Origin of the sequence: Klebsiella sp. 18074 (assembly GCF_902705905.1) — a bacterium.
In the GTDB taxonomy this organism is placed as follows: domain Bacteria; phylum Pseudomonadota; class Gammaproteobacteria; order Enterobacterales; family Enterobacteriaceae; genus Klebsiella; species Klebsiella terrigena.
The window spans coordinates 12,916-35,134 of the sequence record NZ_CACSIS010000039.1 but is presented as its reverse complement, the minus strand read 5'-3'; the positions used below and the strand labels follow the sequence as shown (position 1 = coordinate 35,134).

General features: G+C 57.5%; 20 protein-coding genes. 7 read left to right on the top strand and 13 right to left on the bottom strand.

All coding sequences use genetic code 11. The annotated features are described in order from the left end of the window. A partial coding sequence (locus GVK32_RS29295) for a hypothetical protein (protein ID WP_227697908.1) occupies positions 1–271 on the top strand: 271 nt, incomplete at its 5' end. Here GVK32_RS29295 and rraA read toward each other — a convergent pair. The 7 genes from rraA to priA form a co-directional block, all read right to left on the bottom strand. After that, the gene (gene rraA, locus GVK32_RS26060; RefSeq protein WP_041143432.1) at positions 245–730 is read right to left on the bottom strand and encodes a ribonuclease E activity regulator RraA; all 486 of its coding nucleotides are present in this window, start codon (positions 728–730) and stop codon (positions 245–247) included. The two genes, GVK32_RS29295 and rraA, sit on opposite strands and share 27 nt — an antisense overlap. Before the next feature lie 92 nt (positions 731–822). Next, entirely contained in the window at positions 823–1,749 is a 927-nt protein-coding gene (gene menA, locus GVK32_RS26055; protein ID WP_159873539.1) for a 1,4-dihydroxy-2-naphthoate polyprenyltransferase, read from the bottom strand. Between the two features lie 192 nt (positions 1,750–1,941). After that, the gene (gene hslU, locus GVK32_RS26050; RefSeq protein WP_159873537.1) at positions 1,942–3,276 is read right to left on the bottom strand and encodes an HslU--HslV peptidase ATPase subunit; all 1,335 of its coding nucleotides are present in this window, start codon (positions 3,274–3,276) and stop codon (positions 1,942–1,944) included. Positions 3,277–3,285: 9 nt separating this feature from the next. Then, positions 3,286–3,816, bottom strand: a complete 531-nt coding sequence (gene hslV / locus GVK32_RS26045; RefSeq protein WP_041143435.1) for an ATP-dependent protease subunit HslV — start codon at positions 3,814–3,816, stop codon at positions 3,286–3,288. 91 nt (positions 3,817–3,907) lie between these two features. Continuing rightward, on the bottom strand, positions 3,908–4,870 hold the full coding sequence (gene ftsN / locus GVK32_RS26040) for a cell division protein FtsN (protein WP_159873535.1): 963 nt from the start codon (positions 4,868–4,870) through the stop codon (positions 3,908–3,910). Between the two features lie 91 nt (positions 4,871–4,961). Continuing rightward, the gene (gene cytR, locus GVK32_RS26035; RefSeq protein ID WP_159873533.1) at positions 4,962–5,990 is read right to left on the bottom strand and encodes a DNA-binding transcriptional regulator CytR; all 1,029 of its coding nucleotides are present in this window, start codon (positions 5,988–5,990) and stop codon (positions 4,962–4,964) included. Between the two features lie 151 nt (positions 5,991–6,141). Beyond that, positions 6,142–8,337: a primosomal protein N' gene (gene priA / locus GVK32_RS26030; protein ID WP_159873531.1), complete on the bottom strand. Its 2,196-nt coding sequence runs from the start codon at positions 8,335–8,337 to the stop codon at positions 6,142–6,144. Between the two features lie 246 nt (positions 8,338–8,583). On the opposite strand from priA, the gene rpmE reads away from it, so the two are divergent. Further along, entirely contained in the window at positions 8,584–8,799 is a 216-nt protein-coding gene (gene rpmE / locus GVK32_RS26025; protein WP_041143439.1) for a 50S ribosomal protein L31, read from the top strand. A 109-nt stretch (positions 8,800–8,908) separates the two neighbouring features. Here the strand turns inward: rpmE and metJ are convergent, their stop codons facing one another. After that, a complete protein-coding gene (gene metJ / locus GVK32_RS26020; RefSeq protein ID WP_004869405.1) occupies positions 8,909–9,226 on the bottom strand; it encodes a met regulon transcriptional regulator MetJ in 318 nt (105 codons plus the stop codon). Positions 9,227–9,494: 268 nt separating this feature from the next. Between metJ and metB the strand changes: the two genes are divergently transcribed. Next, complete coding sequence (gene metB / locus GVK32_RS26015; protein WP_041143440.1) at positions 9,495–10,655, top strand: cystathionine gamma-synthase; 1,161 nt, start codon at positions 9,495–9,497, stop codon at positions 10,653–10,655. A 2-nt stretch (positions 10,656–10,657) separates the two neighbouring features. Further along, the gene (locus GVK32_RS26010; RefSeq protein WP_159873529.1) at positions 10,658–13,090 is read left to right on the top strand and encodes a bifunctional aspartate kinase/homoserine dehydrogenase II; all 2,433 of its coding nucleotides are present in this window, start codon (positions 10,658–10,660) and stop codon (positions 13,088–13,090) included. A gap of 45 nt (positions 13,091–13,135) precedes the next feature. Here the strand turns inward: GVK32_RS26010 and GVK32_RS26005 are convergent, their stop codons facing one another. Continuing rightward, positions 13,136–13,507: a carboxymuconolactone decarboxylase family protein gene (locus GVK32_RS26005; protein ID WP_159873527.1), complete on the bottom strand. Its 372-nt coding sequence runs from the start codon at positions 13,505–13,507 to the stop codon at positions 13,136–13,138. 88 nt (positions 13,508–13,595) lie between these two features. On the opposite strand from GVK32_RS26005, the gene GVK32_RS26000 reads away from it, so the two are divergent. Together GVK32_RS26000 and metF are read left to right on the top strand one after the other, a co-directional pair. Then, a complete protein-coding gene (locus GVK32_RS26000; protein ID WP_159873525.1) occupies positions 13,596–14,501 on the top strand; it encodes a LysR family transcriptional regulator in 906 nt (301 codons plus the stop codon). Positions 14,502–14,689: 188 nt separating this feature from the next. Beyond that, positions 14,690–15,580 carry a methylenetetrahydrofolate reductase gene (metF, locus tag GVK32_RS25995; protein ID WP_041143444.1) on the top strand — a complete coding sequence of 297 codons (891 nt, stop codon included), beginning with the start codon at positions 14,690–14,692 and terminating at the stop codon, positions 15,578–15,580. Positions 15,581–15,611: 31 nt separating this feature from the next. On the opposite strand, the gene GVK32_RS25990 is transcribed toward metF, so the two are convergent. From GVK32_RS25990 to GVK32_RS25980, 3 genes are all read right to left on the bottom strand, one after another. Next, positions 15,612–16,715 carry a glycerol dehydrogenase gene (locus GVK32_RS25990; RefSeq protein WP_159873523.1) on the bottom strand — a complete coding sequence of 368 codons (1,104 nt, stop codon included), beginning with the start codon at positions 16,713–16,715 and terminating at the stop codon, positions 15,612–15,614. 54 nt (positions 16,716–16,769) lie between these two features. Next, the gene (fsa, locus tag GVK32_RS25985) at positions 16,770–17,432 is read right to left on the bottom strand and encodes a fructose-6-phosphate aldolase (protein ID WP_041143446.1); all 663 of its coding nucleotides are present in this window, start codon (positions 17,430–17,432) and stop codon (positions 16,770–16,772) included. A gap of 201 nt (positions 17,433–17,633) precedes the next feature. Further along, the gene (locus GVK32_RS25980; RefSeq protein ID WP_159873521.1) at positions 17,634–18,497 is read right to left on the bottom strand and encodes a helix-turn-helix transcriptional regulator; all 864 of its coding nucleotides are present in this window, start codon (positions 18,495–18,497) and stop codon (positions 17,634–17,636) included. A gap of 151 nt (positions 18,498–18,648) precedes the next feature. Between GVK32_RS25980 and zinT the strand changes: the two genes are divergently transcribed. Next, on the top strand, positions 18,649–19,299 hold the full coding sequence (zinT, locus tag GVK32_RS25975) for a metal-binding protein ZinT (protein WP_159873519.1): 651 nt from the start codon (positions 18,649–18,651) through the stop codon (positions 19,297–19,299). Between the two features lie 64 nt (positions 19,300–19,363). On the opposite strand, the gene ppc is transcribed toward zinT, so the two are convergent. After that, positions 19,364–22,015 carry a phosphoenolpyruvate carboxylase gene (gene ppc / locus GVK32_RS25970; protein ID WP_159873517.1) on the bottom strand — a complete coding sequence of 884 codons (2,652 nt, stop codon included), beginning with the start codon at positions 22,013–22,015 and terminating at the stop codon, positions 19,364–19,366. Positions 22,016–22,219 lie beyond the last annotated feature (204 nt).

Genomic DNA, 22,219 nt, shown 5'->3' with positions numbered 1-22,219 from the left:
GAATCTACTCATGGTTAAATCCTTATCAGTTATGGGGATAACAGATTCGGATTTTCCCATGAGTAGCATTACTGGCAGAGCCAACTTTTTGCTGACCACCTCCATAGGAGGTGGTGTTCATTCAGGTATAAAAAATCCGGGAACAGAGGGCTGTTCCCGGATTGTCTCTTACTGGCAGGATCGTTCAAGTACTCTTAAACGATCGGCATTATTCTCAGAGAGAAGGCCTTTTTTATTGGGCGGGCTATTCGATATCCAGCGCATCCTCTGAGAGGATAATGCCGGTATTATCGGCGTACAGATGATCGCCGGAGAAGAAGGTCACGCCGCCGAAGTTGACGCGGACGTCACTTTCGCCGATGCCTTCACCTGCGGCACCTACGGGAATGGCTGCCAGCGCCTGGATGCCGATATCCAGCTCTTCCAGATCGTCTACCTGACGCACCGCGCCGTAAACCACCAGTCCTTCCCACTCATTCTGCACCGCCAGACGCGCCAGGTCTGCGTCAATCAGCGCCCGTCGGACGGAACCGCCGCCATCGATCAGCAGAATATGACCACGGCCGTTCTGTTCGAGCATATCGTATAGCAACCCGTTATCCTCGAAACATTTCACCGTGATGATTTGTCCACCAAACGACGACCGCCCTCCAAAATTGGAGAACAGAGGTTCCACTACGTTGACATCCTCCTGGTAGATGTCACAAAGCTCGGAAGTATCGTATTTCATAGGCTTAACGTTCAGTTGCTGCGAGAGTTTTTAGTATATCTCGCGAAACCCATTGTTGGCAAAATCATCAATTGTTAATTGATATTTGTCAGTTAACCCAGCAGCTTGCTGCAAATAATCCCGATGACAAATAGCAGGTTGGTTAACAGAGCCGCTTTTACCGTTCGTTCCAGCATTGGGCGCATGGCCACCGGTTCGCGCTCGCGCATGACAAACTGCACCTGCTTCACCAGCAGCGGCGTAGCGACGATAAACAGCCAGCCCCACGGATTGTGCAGAGAAAGCAGGTTAAACAGCGCCAGGCACAGCGGAGCGCCGATTAACAGGCAGGCGTGGTAGCGCCGGGCGTTGATTGGACCAAGGCGCACGGCCAGGGTGTTTTTGCCGTTCTCCCGATCGCTATCAATATCGCGCAGGTTATTGATATTGAGCACCGCCGCCGCGAGCAGGCCGCAGGCCGTTGCGGGCAGGAAGACGCTGGCGGCAATCGTGTGGGCCTGGAGGTACCAGCTTCCCGCCACGCTCAGCCAGCCAAAGAAGACCAGCACCGAAATATCGCCAAGGCCGATATAGCCATAAGGGCGGGTGCCGACGGTATAGGTGATTGCCGCGACGATGGCGAGGCTACCCAGAACCATAAAACCAATAAAATCGGCCATGGTTTGCCAGGCGGAAAACAGCAGAGCCAGTCCGGAAAGACAAATCAGCACCACGGTGAGGATGAGCGCACGTTTCATCTGCGCCTGGCTGATCGCCCCTTTTTGCATACCGCGCAGCGGGCCTATGCGATCGGGCTTGTCGCTGCCCTTTACCGCATCGCCGTAATCGTTCGCCAGATTAGATAAAATTTGCAGCAGACCGGCGGTAATCAGCGCCAGCAGAGCCACCCAGGGATCGAAATGACCCTGGTGCCAGGCAAGCGTCGTACCGACAACGATGGCGGCAAAGGCCAGAGGCAGCGTTTTTGGGCGCAGGCTTTCCAGCCAGGCCTGGGTGCGGTTTATCGGTTGTTCAGTCATAGGTTCCGGCCAATAAAAATGGGGCTATACCCGTCATCCTTCAAACTGCCTCTTTGTTGGCTTCGCCCGCTCACCCCGGTCACTTACTTGAGTAAGCTCCCGGAGATTCTCAGGCTAGCCGCCTTGACGCAGCTTGAATGATTTCGTGTATCTATAGCCCCATCTATAGTGATGAAAATATATTGAACCGGATTATAGGATAAAACGACTCAGATCTTCATCTGCCACCAGAACATCGAGATGTTTACCGACATATTCAGCATCAATGGTGATGCTCTGGCCGTTCATTTCACTGGCATCGTAGGAGATCTCTTCAATCAGACGCTCCAGGACGGTGTGCAGACGGCGCGCGCCGATGTTCTCGGTGGTTTCGTTGACCTGCCATGCCGCCTGAGCGATACGCTTGATGCCGTCTTGCGTAAAATCAATGCTCACGCCTTCGGTGGCCATCAGCGCCTTATACTGTACGGTAATCGAGGCGTTCGGCTCGGTCAGGATGCGCTCGAAATCTTCGGTAGTCAGCGCTTTCAGCTCGACGCGAATCGGCAGACGACCCTGCAGTTCAGGGATCAGGTCTGACGGACTGGCCACCTGGAATGCGCCGGAGGCGATAAACAGGATGTGGTCAGTTTTCACCATGCCGTGCTTGGTTGAGACGGTACAGCCTTCAACCAGCGGCAGCAGATCGCGCTGGACGCCTTCACGAGACACGTCCGGGCCGGAGCTATTGCCGCCGCGCTTACAGATTTTGTCGATCTCGTCGATAAATACGATACCGTGCTGCTCGACCGCGTCGATAGCGTCCTGCTTCAGCTCTTCCGGGTTAACCAGTTTGGCCGCTTCTTCTTCAATCAGCAGCTTCATTGCGTCTTTGATTTTCAGCTTCCGCGGCTTCTGCTTCTGCCCGCCCAGGTTCTGGAACATGGACTGCAGCTGGCTGGTCATCTCTTCCATGCCCGGAGGGGACATGATCTCTACGCCCATCGGCGCAGCGGCAAGGTCAATCTCGATTTCTTTATCGTCGAGCTGGCCTTCGCGCAGTTTTTTGCGGAATGCCTGACGCGCCGCGGACGGCTCCTGAGTTTGCTCAGCCTGGCCCCAGTTATTTTTCGCCGGTGGGATCAGCACGTCAAGAATGCGCTCTTCCGCCAGCTCTTCCGCACGGTAGCGGTTTTTATCGATGGACTGCATGCGGACCATTTTGATCGCCGCATCGGTCAGATCGCGGATGATGGAATCCACTTCTTTACCGACATAGCCCACTTCGGTGAATTTGGTTGCTTCAACTTTGATGAACGGCGCGTTGGCCAGCTTTGCCAGGCGACGCGCGATTTCGGTTTTACCGACGCCGGTTGGGCCGATCATCAGAATGTTTTTCGGCGTAACTTCATGGCGCAGCTCTTCGCTAAGCTGCATGCGGCGCCAGCGGTTACGCAGGGCGATAGCGACAGAACGCTTAGCGGCGTCCTGACCAATAATATGCTTGTCCAGTTCGCTGACAATTTCGCGTGGGGTCATTTCAGACATGGGAGATCCTTACGCTTTAGAGGCTAATTCTTCGATGGTGTGGAAATGGTTGGTATAAATGCAGATATCGCCTGCAATATTCAACGCCTTCTCTGCGATGTCGCGAGCGCCCAAATCGGTATTTTCCAGCAGAGCGCGAGCAGCGGCCTGGGCGTAGGGACCACCGGAGCCGATAGCAATTAAATCATTTTCTGGCTGCACCACGTCACCGTTACCGGTGATGATCAGGGACGAGTTCTCATCCGCTACCGCCAGCAGCGCTTCCAGCTTGCGCAGCATGCGATCGGTACGCCAGTCCTTCGCCAGCTCAACGGCGGCTTTGACCAGATGGCCCTGGTGCATTTCCAGTTTACGTTCAAACAGTTCAAACAGCGTAAAGGCGTCTGCAGTGCCGCCGGCGAAGCCCGCAATCACTTTGTCATTATAGAGACGGCGGACCTTTTTCACGTTGCCTTTCATTACAGTGTTGCCCAGCGTGGCCTGGCCATCACCGGCAATAACCACATGGCCGTTACGGCGAACACTAACTATTGTTGTCACGAGCAGACCCCTTGGTTACAAAAGCGGAATAGGGGCCCCGCGCTTTACGCGGGGCGGAATGCAATTATAGATGGGGGGGATTTTGAGGGTTTCAACCCCTGGCGGCGAGACGAATGCAGTTTGCATGCCCGGCCATTTTCAGGCGACCGATCATGTCGTTGGCATTTTCCTTGCCTTTCAGCGGCCCAATGACCACGCGATTCCAGCCGTTGTTGGTGGTGATGTGCGAGGCAAAGCCTTCAAAGGCCAGCTGAGCACGGACGGTTTCCGCCTGTTCAGCCCCTTTAAAGGAGCCGCACTGGATCATCCAGCTGCGATCGTCTTTCTTCTCGGCTGCGGCTTTTGGCGCCTCTTCAACTCGCGCAACCGGCGCGGCCGCCTGTGTTTTAGGCGCCGCTGCGGTATGCGCTGGCGTCTGCAGGAGATCCTGATACGGCTGCGGCGCTGCCGCCGTTTGTTTCGGCTGCTGTACCGGCTTTGGCTGCGGGATCGGCTGTTCTGCAACCCGCTGCTGTACGCGCGGCTGCTGCTGGGTTTGCGCCCACTGCTGCTGCTGAGCCTGCTGCTGAGCCAGACGCTGACGCTGCAGCGTCTGCTGACGCTGCGCCGGGGTCTGTTCGTTCCACGGCACCTCGGTCAGCTGAGTAGGCTGCTGGCGCATATCGGCCTGCATCTGTGCCAGCAGCTGGCGCTGTTCGTTGGTCAGCTGTTCAGGCTTCAGCACTTCGCCACCGGCCGTCGGTTCAGTTGGCGCACGTACGCCAGGCTGACGGCTTTCCAGCTCTTTAATATAGCGCCAGCGCTCTTCCGGCTTCGGCGGTAGGCCGTTACCTGCCGCCTGGCGGTTTTGCAGCGCTTCAGCTTCTTCTTTTTTGTGGTGCGTGATGAAGTACAGTCCACCGATAAAGGCCACCAGCACTGCCGCCGCGATTGCCACCATGGTAGGTGAAATAGCAGAAAGGCTACTTTGCTTGTTCCTTGAGCTTCGGGTGTTGCTCTTTTTGCGCCGCGAAGAAGCCGGTTGGCTGCGGCGTACATAATCTCGTTGTGCCACTATCGTTTCGCTGTCTTATTCATTCGTCAGCCCGCCATGTTACTTAAGCGGCGGGCCTTTGACCAGAAGAGCAGGCCCGAAAGCCTGATGGTTATGCTCTGATTTTTCGCGTACTGCCACGAACGATCAGCTCGCAGTCAAGCAGTCGCGAGCCGTTGCTGACGCTGTGACCGTGCAGCTGGTCCAGCAATAGCAGCATCGCTTCGCGGCCGATATCAAAGCGCGGTTGCGCAACGGTCGTCAATGGCGGATCGCAAAATTCAGACAAAGAGATGTTATCGAAACCAATAATAGACAAATCGTCAGGAATTTTCAGGCCACGGCGTTTTGCCAGCGACAGAGCCCCCAGCGCCATAATATCGCTGTGGCAGAACACTGCCGTTGGCGGCACGGGCAGCGATAAAAGCTGCTCGAGGGCGTTAGAGCCGGCTTCATAGGTAAAATTACCGCGGGCAATATACTGCGGCTCGACGGTTATCCCGCTGCGGCGCAACGCCTGGACGTAGCCCTGCAGACGGTAGTGGCACAGCGGCATCTCTTCCGGACCGGCGATACAGCCTATACGCTTGTGCCCCAGCTCGTGCAGGTAGTTGACGGCGTTGAAGGCGGCGGTGAGGTTGTCGATATGCACCGTGGGCAGCTCGAGCTCTGGCGCAAACTCGTTTGCCATCACCATCGGCGGCAGATTGCGCTGCTCCTCCACGCCTGCATCGAACGGCAGCCGGGAGCCGAGCAGCAGCATGCCGTCGATCTGCTTGGTAATAATCAGGTCGATAAAGGTTTTTTCCTGACGGTTTTGATGGGCGCAGTCGCCGATCAGCACCAGGTACCCCTGTTCCGCAGCGGTGATTTCGATACCGCGGATGATTTCACTGAAAAAAGGATCGCAAATATCCGGCACAATCACCAGAATCGTGCGCGATTCGTTGCGTTTCATATTTCGCCCGAGCGACTGCGGCAAATAGCCGACTTCCAGCGCCGCCTGCTCCACCCGATTACGGGTAGTTTGTGAAACCTTATCGGGATTCATTAACGCTCGGGATACGGTTGCCGTTGAAACGTTAGCCTTCAGGGCGACGTCTTTCATCGTGGCGGCAACCACCTGTTTTTTGGGCTTCACCTGTTTTCTCCTCGCTGACTGGCGCAGACACATCCCTTGTGATCTGACATCAACAACATTTTTAGCAGATAGTCGATGCGGAGAGTTACAGAATTTTCATGAAAAACGTGATGAGCATTGAATTTTTTCGATCCGCCTCGCAAGAGAAGGCTTAACCTTCAATAGGATCGACGTCCAGCATCCACTTCACCTTGCGCGCTTCCGGCAGCGTATTGATCAGGGCCAGCGTACCGCTAACGATGTGCTGAAGGCGAGTGCGCGACGGGTGCTGCAGCAGGATCTGCCAGCGCCAGCGGCCTCCGCGCTTTGGCGCCAGCGCCGGAACCGGGCCAAGCACCCACAGCTTATCGTCGGCCAGCGGGCTGGCCTGCAGCAGGTTACGCAGCTGCTGTAGGAACAGCGGTGCCTGCTGGTTGTTATGGTCTTCCGCACGAATCAGCACGTGGCTGGTCCACGGCGGCAGCTGCATCGCCAGGCGTTCGGCGAGCGCCTGATCCGCGAAGGCGTCATAGCCTTTATATAACAGCGTTTGCAGCAGCGGATGCTCAGGATGGTGGGTCTGGAGGATAACCTCGCCCTGTTTCCCGGCGCGCCCCGCGCGGCCTGATACCTGGGTATAGAGCTGGGCGAAGCGCTCCGCCGAGCGGAAATCGGCGGAAAACAGCGCTCCATCGACGTCGAGCAGAGAGACCAGGGTGACATCCGGAAAGTGGTGACCCTTTGCCAGCATCTGGGTGCCAATCAGAATACGCGCCCCGCCGCGATGAATATCGGAGAGATGCTGTTCAAGCGCCCCTTTACGGCTGGTCGTATCCCGGTCAACGCGGGATATTGGCACCTCGGGAAACAGCGGCGCCAGCGCCTGCTCCAGCTGCTCCGTACCGAGCCCTACCGGCACCAGATGCGTCGAGCCGCAGGAAGGGCACTGACGCGGTATAGGCCGCTGGCTGTCGCAGTGGTGGCAGCGCAGATGATGCTGCGCCTGGTGCAGGGTGTAATAACTGTCGCAACGCGGGCATTCGGCAATCCAGCCGCAGTCATGGCACAGCAGCGCCGGGGCGAAGCCGCGACGGTTTAAAAACAGGATGACCTGATTATCGGCCTGCAGGTGCTGACGCATTCGGGCAATAAGCGCCGGAGAGAGCCCCGCCTGTAGCTGCTGGCCTTTTAAATCCAGCACGTGCTGCTGGGCAGGACGGGCGTTACCCGCGCGCCTGGTTAGCTTCAACTGGTGATATTTGCCCTGGCGAACGTTGTGTAACGTCTCCAGCGCCGGGGTTGCCGAGCCGAGAATAATCGGGATTTGCTCGCTATGGGCGCGCCACACCGCGAGGTCACGGGCGTGATAGCGCCAGCCTTCCTGCTGCTTATAGGAGCTGTCGTGCTCTTCATCAATCACGATCACCCCGAGGTCTTTAAACGGGGTAAATAGCGACGAGCGGGTGCCGATAACTATCGCCGCTTCGCCGTTTTTGGCTTTCAGCCACGCCGAGAGGCGTTCGCTATCGTTAAGTCCGGAGTGCAGGACCTCAACGGGAGCGTTAAAGCGCTCGCGAAAGCGGGCGATGGTTTGCGGCGTCAGGCCGATTTCCGGCACCATCACCAGCGCCTGGCGACCCTGCGCCAGCACGTTTTCCAGCACGCTCAGATAAACTTCGGTTTTTCCTGAGCCGGTGATCCCCGCCAGCAGCCAGGTGGAAAAGCGGTCAGCGGCGCTGTGGATCGCGCCGACGGCGGTGGCCTGCTCGGTATTCAGGCGCAGCCGCTCTCCGGGGACGGTGAAGCTCGTCCGCCAGTCGGTGATGGCCGGCGCTTCGTTTGCCAGCTCGCAGAGCCCTTTCCCGCGCAGCGCCTGCAGCGCCGCATCGCTGAACTCGAGCTCCGCCACCTGATGACGCCAGATTTTTCCCTGACGCAGCGCGGCCAGGGCCTGCTGTTGCTTCGGTGAACGCTTGAGGCCGTTGATGTCTACCGCCTGGCCCTGCTCGGTTGCGAACCAGTACCACAGCGGCGTCGCGCTGGCTGGTTTTCCCTGGCGCAGGGCGATGGGGAGGGCGTGAAACAGCACGTCGCCAATCGGGTGATGATAGTAGTCGGCCGCCCACAGCAGCAGCCGCCAGATAGAGGAAGAAAAGACCGGCTCGGCGTCCAGCGCTTCGGCGACCGGCTTGAGCCCGTCCAGCGGCAGCTTGCTGCGTTCGCTAATCGCGGTGACAATGCCAATACGCTCCTGTTTGCCAAACGGCACGCGCACGCGACAGCCCGCTTTAACCGTGATGCTCTCAGGGAGCAAATAGTCAAAGGTACGGGGCAGCGGAACGGGCAGGGCTACGTGGGCGACGGGCATGTCATCTTCCTGACTTGAAATCTGGCCGGTTAGTATACACATTGTGATAAGGGCTCGCGGATCAGTTTGCATCCGTCGGTCAAATTCTGTATGATTCGCCGCCTTTGGTGTGCTTCGTGCAGTATCAAAGCGTATACTATTACCCATGAGTTCCGCACGGCGGAAAGTCTACGGGAAATTATTAACATCGCGTGGTGTCTGGCGTTAGGGCTGGAAGAGCGACGCGGCCTTAACTGAGGTTCTCCCATGAAAAAAGATATTCACCCGAAATACGAAGAAGTTACTGCTAACTGCTCTTGCGGTAACGTCATGAAAATCCGCTCTACCGTAGGTCACGACCTGAACCTCGACGTGTGCGGTAAATGCCACCCGTTCTACACTGGCAAACAGCGTGATGTTGCTACCGGTGGCCGTGTTGACCGCTTCAACAAGCGCTTCAGCGTACCGGGCAGCAGCAAGTAAGTTGCCGGAAGAAGAAGCCGCCTCAGGGCGGCTTTTTTGTTTCTCTCGCCGCCAAACGCGATGAACCATAAAAAAGGGCAGAAGCTTTCTTCTGCCCTTTTTTATTGGCTTAGTATTCCCACGTATCCGGGTCGATGCCCATCTCACGCATAATCTGTTTCGCCGCTTCCGGAATTTCATCACTGCGTTCTTTACGCAGGTCTTCATCGTTAGGCAACGGTTGACCGGTAAATGCATGCAGGAACGCTTCACACAGCAGCTCGCTGTTGGTGGCGTGACGCAGGTTGTTGACCTGACGACGCGTGCGTTCATCTGTGAGGATCTTTAACACCTTCAGAGGAATGGAAACCGTAATTTTTTTTACTTGTTCACTCTTCTTACCGTGCTCAGCGTATGGGCTGATATATTCGCCGCTCCATTCAGCCATGAGATACCTTTAATCCTCTAGTCATTAGTTAAGGGCCTGAATCTTGAGTCCGGGCCATAATCGCGCGTAGTTTACCGCATGAGTCGTCTTTCTGACATGAGATAAGCCGATACGGATGTGCGCTAATGCATATAATTTTAACGGCTATTTCCTGTTTGCTCAATCTATACGCAAAGAAGTTTAGATGTCCAGATGTATTGACGTCTATTGTGACAATGATTACTCTGGAGTCTGACATTTCACCGATTCAGCCCAGGAACTGCCCAACATGACGCGTAAACAGGCCACCATCGCAGTGCGTAGCGGTTTAAATGACGACGAACAGTACGGTTGCGTTGTCCCGCCGATCCACCTTTCCAGCACCTATAACTTCACCGGCTTTAACGAACCTCGTGCCCATGACTATTCCCGTCGCGGTAACCCAACGCGTGACGTGGTACAGCGCGCTCTGGCGGAGCTGGAAGGTGGCGCGGGCGCGGTTCTGACCAATACCGGCATGTCGGCTATTCTGCTGGTGACCACCGTTTATTTGAAGCCGGGCGATCTGCTGGTGGCGCCGCATGACTGCTACGGCGGCAGCTATCGTCTGTTTGATAGCCTGGCGAAACGCGGCTGCTACCGCGTGCTGTTTGTCGATCAAAACGATGAGCAGGCGCTGAGCGCCGCGCTGGCGGAAAAACCGAAGCTGGTATTGGTTGAAAGCCCAAGTAATCCATTGCTGAGAGTGGTGGATATTGCGAAAATCTGCACGCTGGCGCGTGAAGCGGGGGCGGTGAGCGTGGTGGATAACACCTTCCTGAGCCCGGCACTGCAAAATCCGCTGGCGCTGGGAGCCGATCTGGTGTTGCATTCGTGCACCAAATACCTGAACGGTCACTCAGACGTTGTCGCCGGCGTGGTGATTGCCAAAGATCCGCAGACTGTCACCGAACTGGCATGGTGGGCGAATAACATTGGCGTCACCGGCGGGGCCTTCGATAGCTACCTGCTGCTGCGCGGTCTGCGTACGCTTTCCCCGCGTATGGAGGTGGCCCAGCGCAACGCGCAGGCGATCGTCGACTATCTGAAAACCCAGCCGCTGGTGAAAAAACTGTATCATCCATCTCTGCCGGAAAATCAGGGGCATGAGATTGCTGCGCGTCAGCAAAAAGGTTTTGGTGCGATGCTAAGCTTCGAGCTGGATGGCGATGAGCAGACGCTGCGTCGTTTCCTGAGCGGATTATCGCTATTTACGCTGGCGGAGTCGCTGGGAGGCGTAGAAAGTCTGATTTCTCACGCTGCGACGATGACCCACGCAGGCATGGCGCCTGAAGCGCGCGCGGCTGCGGGGATCTCAGAAACGCTTCTGCGTATTTCGACCGGTATTGAAGATGGTGAAGATTTAATTGCCGACCTGGAAAATGGCTTCCGGGCAGCAAACGAGGAATAAACATGAGTGTGATTGCGCAGGCAGGGGCGAAGGGTCGTCAGCTGCACAAATTTGGTGGGAGTAGTTTAGCGGATGCGAAATGTTACCTGCGCGTCGCGGGGATCATGACGGAATACTCGCAGGCAGGCGACATGATGGTTGTCTCCGCCGCTGGCAGCACCACCAACCAGCTGATTAGCTGGCTGAAGCTCAGTCAGACCGATCGCCTCTCTGCGCATCAGGTACAGCAGTCGCTGCGTCGATATCACATGGAGCTGATCTCCGGTCTGCTGTCGGCAGACGCTGCCGACACGCTTATCTCGACCTTTATTCACGATCTTGAACGACTGGCGGGTCTACTGGATAGCGGCGTCACCGATGCGGTATACGCTGAAGTAGTTGGCCACGGTGAAGTCTGGTCCGCGCGCCTGATGGCCGCGGTCCTCAACCAGTTGGGGCTGGAGGCCGCGTGGCTTGATGCGCGCAGCTTCCTGCGCGCCGAGCGTTCGGCGCAGCCGCAGGTGGATGAAGGTTTATCCTACCCGCTACTGCAGCAGCTGATGGCGCAGCATCCGGACAAACGTCTGGTGGTGACCGGCTTTATCTCGCGTAACAACGCCGGAGAAACCGTGCTGCTGGGCCGTAACGGTTCCGACTATTCCGCCACCCAAATCGGTGCTCTGGCCGGCGCGTCCCGCGTCACTATCTGGAGCGACGTCGCCGGCGTCTATAGCGCCGACCCACGTAAAGTGAAGGATGCCTGCCTGCTGCCGCTGCTGCGCCTGGATGAAGCCAGCGAGCTGGCTCGCCTGGCGGCGCCGGTGCTGCACGCGCGTACGCTCCAGCCGGTCTCCGGCAGCGATATCGACCTGCAGCTGCGCTGTAGCTACACCCCTGAGCAGGGTTCTACCCGTATTGAACGCGTTCTGGCTTCCGGGACCGGGGCGCGGATCGTCACCAGCCATGACGACGTGTGCCTGATTGAGTTCCAGGTGCCCGCGGGCCAGGATTTCAAGCTGGCGCACAAGGAGCTGGATCTTATCTTTAAACGCGCCCAGCTGCGGCCGCTGGCCGTTGGCGTGCATGCCGACCGCAAGCTGCTGCAGTTCTGCTATACCGCCGAAGTGGCGGACAGCGCGCTGCGGCTGCTCGACGAAGCCGGTTTGCCTGGCGAGCTGCGTTTACGTCAGAAGCTGGCGCTGGTGGCGATGGTTGGCGCGGGCGTTACCCGCAATCCGCTGCACTGCCACCGCTTCTGGCAGCAGCTGAAAGGGCAGCCGGTTGAGTTTACCTGGCAATCTGAAGAGGGGATTAGCCTGGTTGCCGTGCTGCGCGCAGGCCCAACCGAGAGCCTGATTCAGGGCCTGCACCAGTCGCTGTTCCGCGCGGAAAAGCGTATTGGTCTGGTGCTGTTTGGCAAAGGCAACATCGGTTCCCGCTGGCTGGAGCTGTTTGCTCGTGAGCAAACCACGCTTTCCGCCCGCACCGGCTTTGAGTTTGTTCTCGCCGGGGTGGTGGATAGCCGCCGCAGCCTGCTGAATTACGCAGGGCTGGACGCCAGCCGCGCGCTGGCCTTCTTCCATGATGAAGCCGTTGAGCAGGATGAAGAATCGCTGTTCCTGTGGATGCGTGCCCACCCGTACGACGATTTAGTGGTGCTGGACGTGACCGCCAGCGCACAGCTGGCGGATCAGTACCTTGATTTTGCCAGCCACGGTTTCCACGTGATCAGCGCCAATAAGTTGGCCGGGGCCAGCAGCAGCGATAAATACCGTCAGATTCACGACGCGTTTGAGAAAACGGGGCGTCATTGGCTCTACAACGCCACCGTTGGCGCCGGGTTGCCGGTAAACCACACGGTGCGTGACCTGATCGACAGCGGCGATACCATTCTGGCGCTGAGCGGTATTTTCTCCGGGACGCTCTCCTGGCTGTTCCTGCAGTTTGACGGGACGGTGCCGTTTACCGACCTGGTCGATCAGGCATGGCAGCAGGGGCTAACTGAACCGGATCCGCGCGTTGACCTTTCGGGCAAAGACGTGATGCGCAAGCTGGTGATCCTCGCGCGTGAGGCGGGCTATGATATCGAGCCTGACCAGGTGCGCGTGGAATCGCTGGTGCCGGCGCACTGCGAGGAAGGGTCCGTCGATCACTTCTTTGAGAATGGCGAAGAGCTGAACGAGCAGATGCTGCAGCGCCTTGAGGCCGCCCGTGAAATGGGCCTGGTGCTGCGCTATGTCGCGCGTTTTGACGCCAATGGCAAGGCGCGCGTCGGCGTTGAAGCCGTGCGCCAGGAGCATCCGCTGGCGGCGCTGCTGCCGTGCGATAACGTGTTCGCTATCGATAGCCGCTGGTATCGTGATAATCCGCTGGTGATCCGCGGCCCGGGCGCGGGGCGCGATGTGACCGCCGGCGCGATTCAATCGGATATTAATCGCCTGGCGCAGCTGCTGTAATCTCCCTCTCTGAGAGGCCGGACGCCCGTCCGGTCTCTTTTGCCGCTAGCGCCCGGCGAACACCTCTTTTGCGGCGAACAGCCCGTTGAGGGCGGCCGGGAATCCGGCATACACCGCCATCTGCATGATCGTTTCAACGATCTCTTCCTGCGTCAGGCCGACGTGCAGCCCGGCTGCGATGTGCACCTTTAGCTGCGGGGCCGCATTGCCTAAAGCGGTCAGCGCGGCAATAGTGGCGATTTCTCGACTGCGCAAATCGAGCCCGGGCCTGGCGTAAATATCGCCAAAAGGGAACTCAACCAGATAGCGGGCAAAATCAGGGGCGATGTCGCTCAGGCTGTTAACAACGGCCTCTCCGCCCTTACCGTCAACGCGCTGCAGCATTTCCATACCGGTAGTAAAACGTTCTGAAGTCACGATCTTTCCTCATAATGTGGGGTGTGATGAGGAGGTTAAGAAAGTTTGCCGGACTTGAGTAATACCCTTTTCGTGATACCTTTTCGGTATGACAAATTCACGCCTCTCTTCTCTGGATCTTCGCCTGCTGCGCTATTTTGCCGTGGTGGCGGATGAGAACAATATTAGCCGGGCGGCGCAGCGCTTATTTATCTCGCAGCCGCCGCTCAGCCGTCATATCCGTCACCTGGAAGAGCAGCTGGGGACCGCGCTATTCGTGCGCCATACCCGGGGCCTGATCCTCACGGAGGAGGGGCAGCGGGTGCTGGATATCATTCGCCCTCTGCTGGCGCTACAGGAGCAAACCTTAACCGCACTGGGCCAGCTCTCCGATAGCGGGCAGCCGCCGCTGCGGATCGGGCTGACGACCGCCTTTGAACAGGGCGTGTTTACCGCTGCCGAAGCCGCTCTGAGGGAGAGTGGCCGCCCTTTGCAGATGAGCCGTCACGGCTCGCCATCCCTGGCGCAGCAGGTGCGTAAGGGCAGGCTGGACGCGGCGCTGGTGGCGCTCCCCCTCGATGCCAGCGGGCTGGTTCTGTCCCCCTTGCCCTATCAGGAGCCGCTGATCGCCGCGCTGCCGGCGTCATGGCCGGAATCCAGCGTCGCCGGGCTGGCCCTAAGGGCCTTTAACCATCGGTCGCTGTTTTGGTTTAAACGCGAGCGCAATCCGGCATTTTTTGACTACACCCGGCGGATGTTTGAACGGGCGGGGTATACGCCTGCCTACGTGGAAGAGCCTGCGGAGCATGACGTTCTGCTGGCCCGCATCGCGCGTGGGGAAGGGATGATTTTGCTGCCGGCATCCTTTGCCGCTATTCAGCGTCAGGGGGTGGTCTTTTATCCGCTGGATGAGGCCAGCCTGCATTTTCCGCTGGCGTTGGGCGTGGTCACGCTGCCGCAGAATGACGCTTTGCGCGTGTGGCTGCTTTCCTTGCTTGAGGAATCATTAGCTTAGCGCCGACCCCTATGGCGTTTAGCATAAACGACGTGAATCATTTTCATCTTCCCTGAATATTCCTCACTCTTTACGCTGATTTTTCTATTGACGCCCGGGCTCTTTTCCGTCATTTTTACATCTGGACGTCTAAACGTATAGAAGTTCGCAACACAACAAACAATAAAATGCGATTGATGAGGTAAGGTATGAGCTTTTTTCACGCCAATCAGCGGGAAGCCCTGAATCAGAGCCTGGCAGAAGTGCAGGGCCAGATTAATGTGTCCTTTGAATTCTTTCCGCCGCGGACCAGTGAAATGGAGCAAACCCTGTGGAAATCCATCGATCGCTTAAGCAGCCTGAAGCCAAAATTTGTTTCGGTGACCTACGGCGCTAACTCCGGTGAACGCGACCGTACCCACAGCATCATCAAAGGCATAAAAGAGCGTACCGGTCTTGAGGCGGCACCGCACCTGACCTGTATCGACGCCAGCCGCGACGAGCTGCGCACGATTGCCCAGGATTACTGGAACAACGGGATCCGCCATATCGTCGCCCTGCGCGGCGATCTGCCGCCGGGCAGCGGTAAGCCGGATATGTATGCCGCGGACCTGGTGACGTTGCTGAAAGAGGTGGGCGATTTTGATATCTCAGTGGCGGCCTACCCGGAAGTGCACCCGGAAGCGAAAAGCGCCCAGGCAGATCTGCTGAACCTGAAGCGTAAGGTTGAGGCCGGCGCGAACCGCGCGATCACCCAGTTCTTCTTTGATGTTGAAAGCTACCTGCGCTTTCGCGATCGCTGCGTCTCCGCGGGGATTGATGTCGAAATTATTCCGGGCATTCTGCCGGTATCCAACTTCAAGCAGGCGAAGAAATTTGCCGACATGACTAACGTGCGCATTCCAACGTGGATGTCGAAAATGTTTGAAGGTCTGGATAATGATGCGGAAACTCGCCAGCTGGTGGGGGCGAACATCGCCATGGACATGGTCAAAATTTTAAGCCGCGAAGGGGTGAAGGATTTCCACTTTTACACCTTAAACCGCGCGGAGATGAGCTACGCGATTTGCCACACCCTGGGCGTGCGCCCGGCGGTGTAAAAAAATGGCCCTCTGCGAGGGCCATTTTTATTTATTCCCACTCCTCCAGGAAACGCTGGCCGTACTGGTCGGCGACCAGTAGCGCAGCGTAAACCTGATCCACCGTGGCTCCGCCAGGCATGTTATGGATAGTTTCTCCCTCCGCGCAGGCGGCTTCGGCAACGATGCGCATTTTACCCGGAATATCCTCTTTGATATCCAGCTGGGCCAGGGTGAGCGGCAGGCCCACGCTGTGACACAGCGCGGCGGCGGTTTCAATCTCTTCTACCGGCGCGTTTTCCAGTACCAGCTGCGTCAGCGTGCCGAAGGCGACCTTTTCACCGTGATAGTAATGATGGGCGTCCGGCAGGGCGGTCAGGCCGTTGTGGATCGCATGTGCGGCTGCCAGGCCGCCGCTTTCAAAGCCGACGCCGCTAAGGTAGGTGTTGGCCTCGATCACTTTTTCCAGCGCCGGCGTGACAACATGCTGTTCCGCAGCCAGCATCGCCTTTTCTCCCTCTTCAATCAGCGTGTGGTAGCAGAGTTCAGCCAGCGCCAGCGCCGCCTGGGTGCATTTCCCGCCGGCCATGGTGGTGGTGGCGCTGCGTGAACAGGCGCGGGCTTCAAACCAGGTGGCCAGCGCATCGCCGATACCGGCTGCCAGCAGGCGCGCCGGAGCGCCGGCAACAATCTGGGTATCAACAATGACCATATTTGGGTTGCGCGGCAGCATCAGATAGCTGTCGAACTCGCCCTCGTCGGTATAGATAACCGAGAGCGCGCTGCAGGGGGCGTCGGTGGAGGCGATGGTGGGGGCAATCACCACCGGTAGATTCATAAAATGTGCTAATGCTTTTGCGGTATCCAGCGTTTTTCCACCGCCGATACCCAGTACGGCATTGCAGCGGGCTGAGCCTGCCATATCACGTAAGCGATTGATTTCATTATGCGAACATTCGCCACCAAACGGGGCGATTTCGGCGACCAGGCCGGCTTCGGTCAGGCTTTGACGCAGCTTTTCTTCGGCAAAGCCCAGCACAAACTTGTCGCCAACGATAAGCCAGCGCTCGGCCAGCGGTTTGAGATAGCCGCCGAGGCGGGTGATAGCATTTGCACCCTGAATGTATTTGCCTGGCGATTGAATAATGCGATCCATTTCTATTCCTCCTGGATGACCGTGATACCGCCCGCGGGCGGTTCGCCGATCGGGTTACAGGTTCAGATTTCCAAAAGCGCTATTCCAGTCTTGCTCAAACTTCTCTATTGCTGACTCTACCGCGGGCGTGCCGAGCATTTGTTGCGCTACGTCTAAAGGAAGGGTGATAGCTTCACATCCGGCCAGCAGGCAGTCGAGCGCCTGACGCGGAGTTTTAAAGCTGGCCGCCAGCACTTTGCTGCCCGGCGCGTGCAGCTCCAGCAGGGTTTGCAACTCCTGTACCATGCGGATGCCGTCGCCGCCCTGGGCGTCAACGCGGTTAACGTAAGGCGCGACGTATTTTGCCCCGGCCAGCGCCGCCAGCAGACCCTGAGAGGCGCTGTAGACCGCGGTACCGAGCGTAGTGATACCCTCTTTTTTCAGCAGCTTTATCGCGGCGAGGCCTTCGGCAGTGACCGGGATTTTTACCACAATGCCGGGTATGGCGTTACTGAGACGTTTTGCCTCTTCAACCATGCCCTGCGCGTCACGGCTCATGGTCTGGGCAAACAGGATCCCATCCGGGCCAACGGCTTTTTGCAGGCGGGGCAGAACGTCCCAAACCGGCGTTTTTCCCGCGGCGATGATGCTCGGATTGGTGGTTACTCCGGCCAGCGGGTAGATGCGTGCCAGGCGTTCAACTTCTGCTACGTTCGCGGTGTCCAGATAGAGTTCCATAACCTTTCCTCAATGCGTAATTCAGTGACGTTGAGATAAGGATACGGCCTGGGCCCGGCGGGTCGCCAGATGACAAATTTGCCAAAAACTGGATAAATGTACGCATTGCGGGTAACAGTGATTTAGATCACGTTTATTCGTCGCTGCCTGGCACATCGGGAGAGAACCGGGGCGTGGTTGCTATAAAGAACTTACAAAAATCTAGTTTTCCGTCGGCGGATGCTTTTCCGTCAGCTGGCTATGATACTGGCGACGATATTCTGACGGCGAGCGTTCGGTATTTTTACGAAACAGGCGGCAGAAGTAGTTACTGTCGGCAAAGCCGCAGGCGTGAGCGACATCCTTAACCTTCATATCGTGGCCTTTTAGCAGCATTCGGGCCTGCTCGAGACGCACATGATTCAGGTATTCGTTAAAGCCCATCGGTCCGCATTTCTGAAACAGATGAGAGAGATAGTTGGGGGAGAGATAGAACGCCTCGGCGACCGACTCGCGGGTTAAGGGTTCGGCGAAGCGGGCATCGATATATTTTCGGATCGCTTCAAACAGCGCCTGGCTGCGGGAAGCGGTTTGCACCTGGCTGCCGAGGAGATCGGCGCAGTGGCTGAGCAGGCCGATCGCGATGTAGCGCGCGGTTTGCTGCTCCTGCGGCTGCATCTGCATTTCATTGAGGGCCTGCAGCAGAAAGGAGCCCACGCGAGGACCACGGCGCGGCGTCTGCACTCTCTCTTCAATATGCAGCGTCTCGCCGTCCCAGCGCTGAAGGGTGAACTCCAGCTGCTGCTTACCAAACTGAATGCTCAATGCGGTGCAGGGCGCCTGCCACTGCGCAAGATCCCAGCCGCCTGCGGGGATATACAGCACATCATAGCGGGAAAGCAGCGCGGGCTCGGCCTTGATGCCGGGATCGCCGCGCTGGCCTTCGAGGATAACGTCGAGGCGCGGAAAATCGACCCGCAGCGCCAGCCCCGAGACCGGGCGATGCTCGGTGGTAAAGCGAACCTGCCTGATTGCCGTCGGGCCTTTAATTAAAGCATCGATGTGCTGACTGAGATGGCCGTCCATTCCTGCTCCTTAAAAAGCCCACGTTTTTATCATACCCGACATCGCGGGAAGGGCCAAAGTCGGGCGAATCTGCACGCATCCGAGGTTGCACAATATAAATGTTATGTTATATCGTAACTATCTATTGCAAAAGTTAACTCAGGAGAGAGTGATGACCAGAAAGATACCCGTATTTGCGCTTGGCGTTGGCATGCTGCTGGCCGGTAGCCAGGCTTTTGCTCACGGGAACCACAGCCACGGTCCGGCATTGACCGAGGCGGAAGTTAAGGCCAGCGAAGGTATTTTCGCCGATAAAGACGTTAAGGATCGCTCGTTAAGCGACTGGGATGGTATCTGGCAATCAGTGAATCCATATCTGCTTAAGGGGGACCTGGATCCGGTGCTGGAGCAGAAGGCCAAAAAAGCGGGGGCGAAAAGCGTCGCCGAGTATCGGGAATATTATAAGAAGGGGTATGCCACCGACGTTGACCAAATTGGGATTGAAGACAACGTGATGGAGTTCCACGTCGGGAAAGAGGTTAACGCCTGTCGGTACGCCTATTCCGGCTATAAGATCCTGCAATATGCTTCCGGCAAGAAGGGCGTGCGCTATTTATTTGAGTGCCAACAGGCAGACTCGAAAGCACCGAAATTTGTCCAGTTTAGCGATCACACGATTGGCCCGAGAAAATCCCAGCACTTCCATATTTTTATGGGCAATGATTCGCAGGAGTCCCTGCTGAAAGAGATGGATAACTGGCCGACGTACTACCCCTATGCGCTGCATAAAGAGCAGATTGTCGACGAGATGCTGCACCATTAATAAAAATCCCCGGATAGCGCGCGTACGGCGCTATCCGGGGATTTATGCTGACGAAGGGCGGAGATTAGCCGGTGTTACGCATACCCGCAGCCACGCCGGCGATGGTGACCATCAGCGCCTGCTCAACGCGCGGGTCCGGATCCTGGCCCTGCTCTTCCGCCAGACGCGAACGGTGCAGCAGCTCTGCCTGCAGGACGTTCAGCGGGTCGGTATAGATATTACGCAGCTGGATAGACTCGGCAATCCACGGCAGGTCGGCCATCAGATGAGAATCGTTGGCGATATCGAGCACCACGCTAATACCTGAAGACAGCAGCTCGCGCAGCTCGCTGCCGAGGCCCCACAGCTCGGGTTTCACCAGGCGCTGATCGTAATATTCCGCCAGCCACAGGTCGGCCTTCGAGAACACCATTTCCAGCATCCCAAGACGGGTTGAGAAGAACGGCCAGTCGCGACACATGGTCTCCAGCTCGCTCTGTTTGCCATCCTCCACCACTTTCTCCAGCGCGGCACCGGCGCCCAGCCAGGCTGGCAGCATCAGGCGGTTCTGCGTCCAGGCGAAGATCCATGGGATCGCGCGCAGAGACTCTACCCCACCGGTAGCGCGGCGTTTCGCCGGGCGTGAGCCGAGCGGCAGTTTGCCCAGCTCCTGCTCCGGGGTAGCGGAGCGGAAGTAAGGTACGAAGTCTTTATTTTCGCGCACGTAGCCGCGGTACATTTCACAAGAAATGTCGGACAGCTCGGCCATGATATTTCGCCACTCCGGTTTGGGTTCCGGCGGCGGCAGCAGGTTCGCTTCCAGAATCGCGCTGGTATACAGCGACAGGCTGCTGATGGTGACTTCCGGCAGACCGAACTTGAAGCGGATCATCTCGCCCTGCTCGGTGACGCGCAGGCCGCCTTTCAGGCTGCCTGGAGGCTGGGAAAGCAGCGCCGCGTGCGCCGGGGCGCCGCCGCGGCCGATGGAGCCGCCGCGACCGTGGAACAGCGTCAGCTCAATCCCGGCTTTTTCGCAGGTTTTGATCAGCGCGTCCTGAGCCTGGTACTGCGCCCAGGAAGCGGCCATGACGCCCGCGTCTTTCGCCGAGTCAGAGTAGCCGATCATGACCATCTGTTTGCCCTGAATAAAGCCGCGATACCAGTCGATATTCAGCAGCTGGGTCATCACGTCGTTGGCGTTATTCAGGTCATCCAGGGTTTCAAACAGCGGAGCAACCGGCAGCGCGAAGCCAATACCGGCCTCTTTGAGCAGCAGGTGTACGGCCAGCACGTCAGACGGCGTCTTCGCCATGGAGATCACGTAAGCGGCAATGGATCCGCGCGGCGCTTCGGCGATCACTTTGCAGGTATCGAGAACTTCGCGGGTTTCATTGCTTGGCTCCCACTGACGCGGCAGCAGCGGACGCTTGGAGTTCAGCTCGCGGATCAGGAATGCCTGCTTGTCGGCTTCTGACCAGCTTTCATAATCGCCGATGCCGAGATAGCGGGTCATTTCACCCAGCGCTTCGGTATGGCGGGTGCTTTCCTGACGAATATCGATGCGTACCAGCGGCACGCCGAATGACTTCACGCGGCGCAGGGTATCGAGCAGCTCGCCGTTGGCGATAATGCCCATGCCGCAGGCCTGCAGGGATTTATAGCAGGCGTAAAGCGGCTCCCACAGCTGTTCGTTCTGGGTAATCAAGCCGGCAGGTTTCGGCAGCTTCTGTCCTTTCAGGCGCGCTTCCAGCCACGACTGCGTATCCATCAGCTGGGTGCGCAGCTTTTTCATCAGATAGCGGTACGGTTCCTGTGCCCCTTCGGCGCCGGCCATTTCGCGCAGCTCGTCGGTACACTCGACCATCGACAGCTCGGAAATCAGCAGCTGGATATCTTTGAGGAACAGATCGGTGGCTTTCCAGCGGCTGAGCAGCAGCACGTGACGGGTGATATCGGAGGTCACGTTTGGGTTACCGTCGCGGTCACCGCCCATCCAGGAGGTGAAGCGCACCGGTACGAAATCAACCGGCAGCTGATAGCCGAGGTTCTCTTCCAGCTGTTCGTTCAGCTCGCGCAGGTAGTTCGGCACGCCTTCCCACAGGCTGTTTTCGACGACCGCAAAGCCCCACTTCGCCTCGTCAACCGGCGTCGGGCGATATTTACGGATTTCATCGGTATGCCATGACTGGGCGATCAGCTGGCGCAGGCGGCGCATCAGCTGGTGGTGCTCGTAGTCAGCGATCTCTTTGTTATCAAGCTGCTTCAGGCAGTTATTCACTTCCACCATTTTATGGATCAGCGTGCGGCGGGTGATTTCGGTCGGGTGGGCGGTTAATACCAGCTCCAGCGACAGGGACTCCACCGCTTTTTTAATGGTGTCTTCGTTGAGATGGGATTGGCCTTTGAGCTTTCTCAGGGTACGGGCAATCACTTCCGGATTGCTGGCCGCTTCACCGTTTGGCGAAATGCTGTGGTACTGCTCAGCGGTATTGGCCAGGTTCAGAAACTGGCTGAAGGCGCGCGCTACCGGCAGCAGCTCGTCGTTGGACAAGTTTTGCAGCGTGGTGAGCAGTTCCTGGCGATTGGCTTCATTGCCCGCGCGAGAAGACTTGGACAATTTACGGATAGTTTCGACACGTTCAAGAATGTTCTCTCCCAGTGCATCCTTGATGGTATCGCCCAGCACTTTACCGAGCATACTGACATTACTACGCAAAGCGGAATATTGTTCGTTCATGTTACCCCAGACACCCCATCTCATTTTATTTTGTTATATCCGCGACTCGGCAACGATGAGCCGCGGATAAGCAGCCGTCTTTTATAAAGCCACGTAAAAACCCCCACGTCAATTGTTGCGAAATCGCTTCAGCAAACGAATAAATGGCGGCAATTTGCGAAATTTAACTCAGAGGTCGCTTGATAAGCATTGCTTATGGGAATG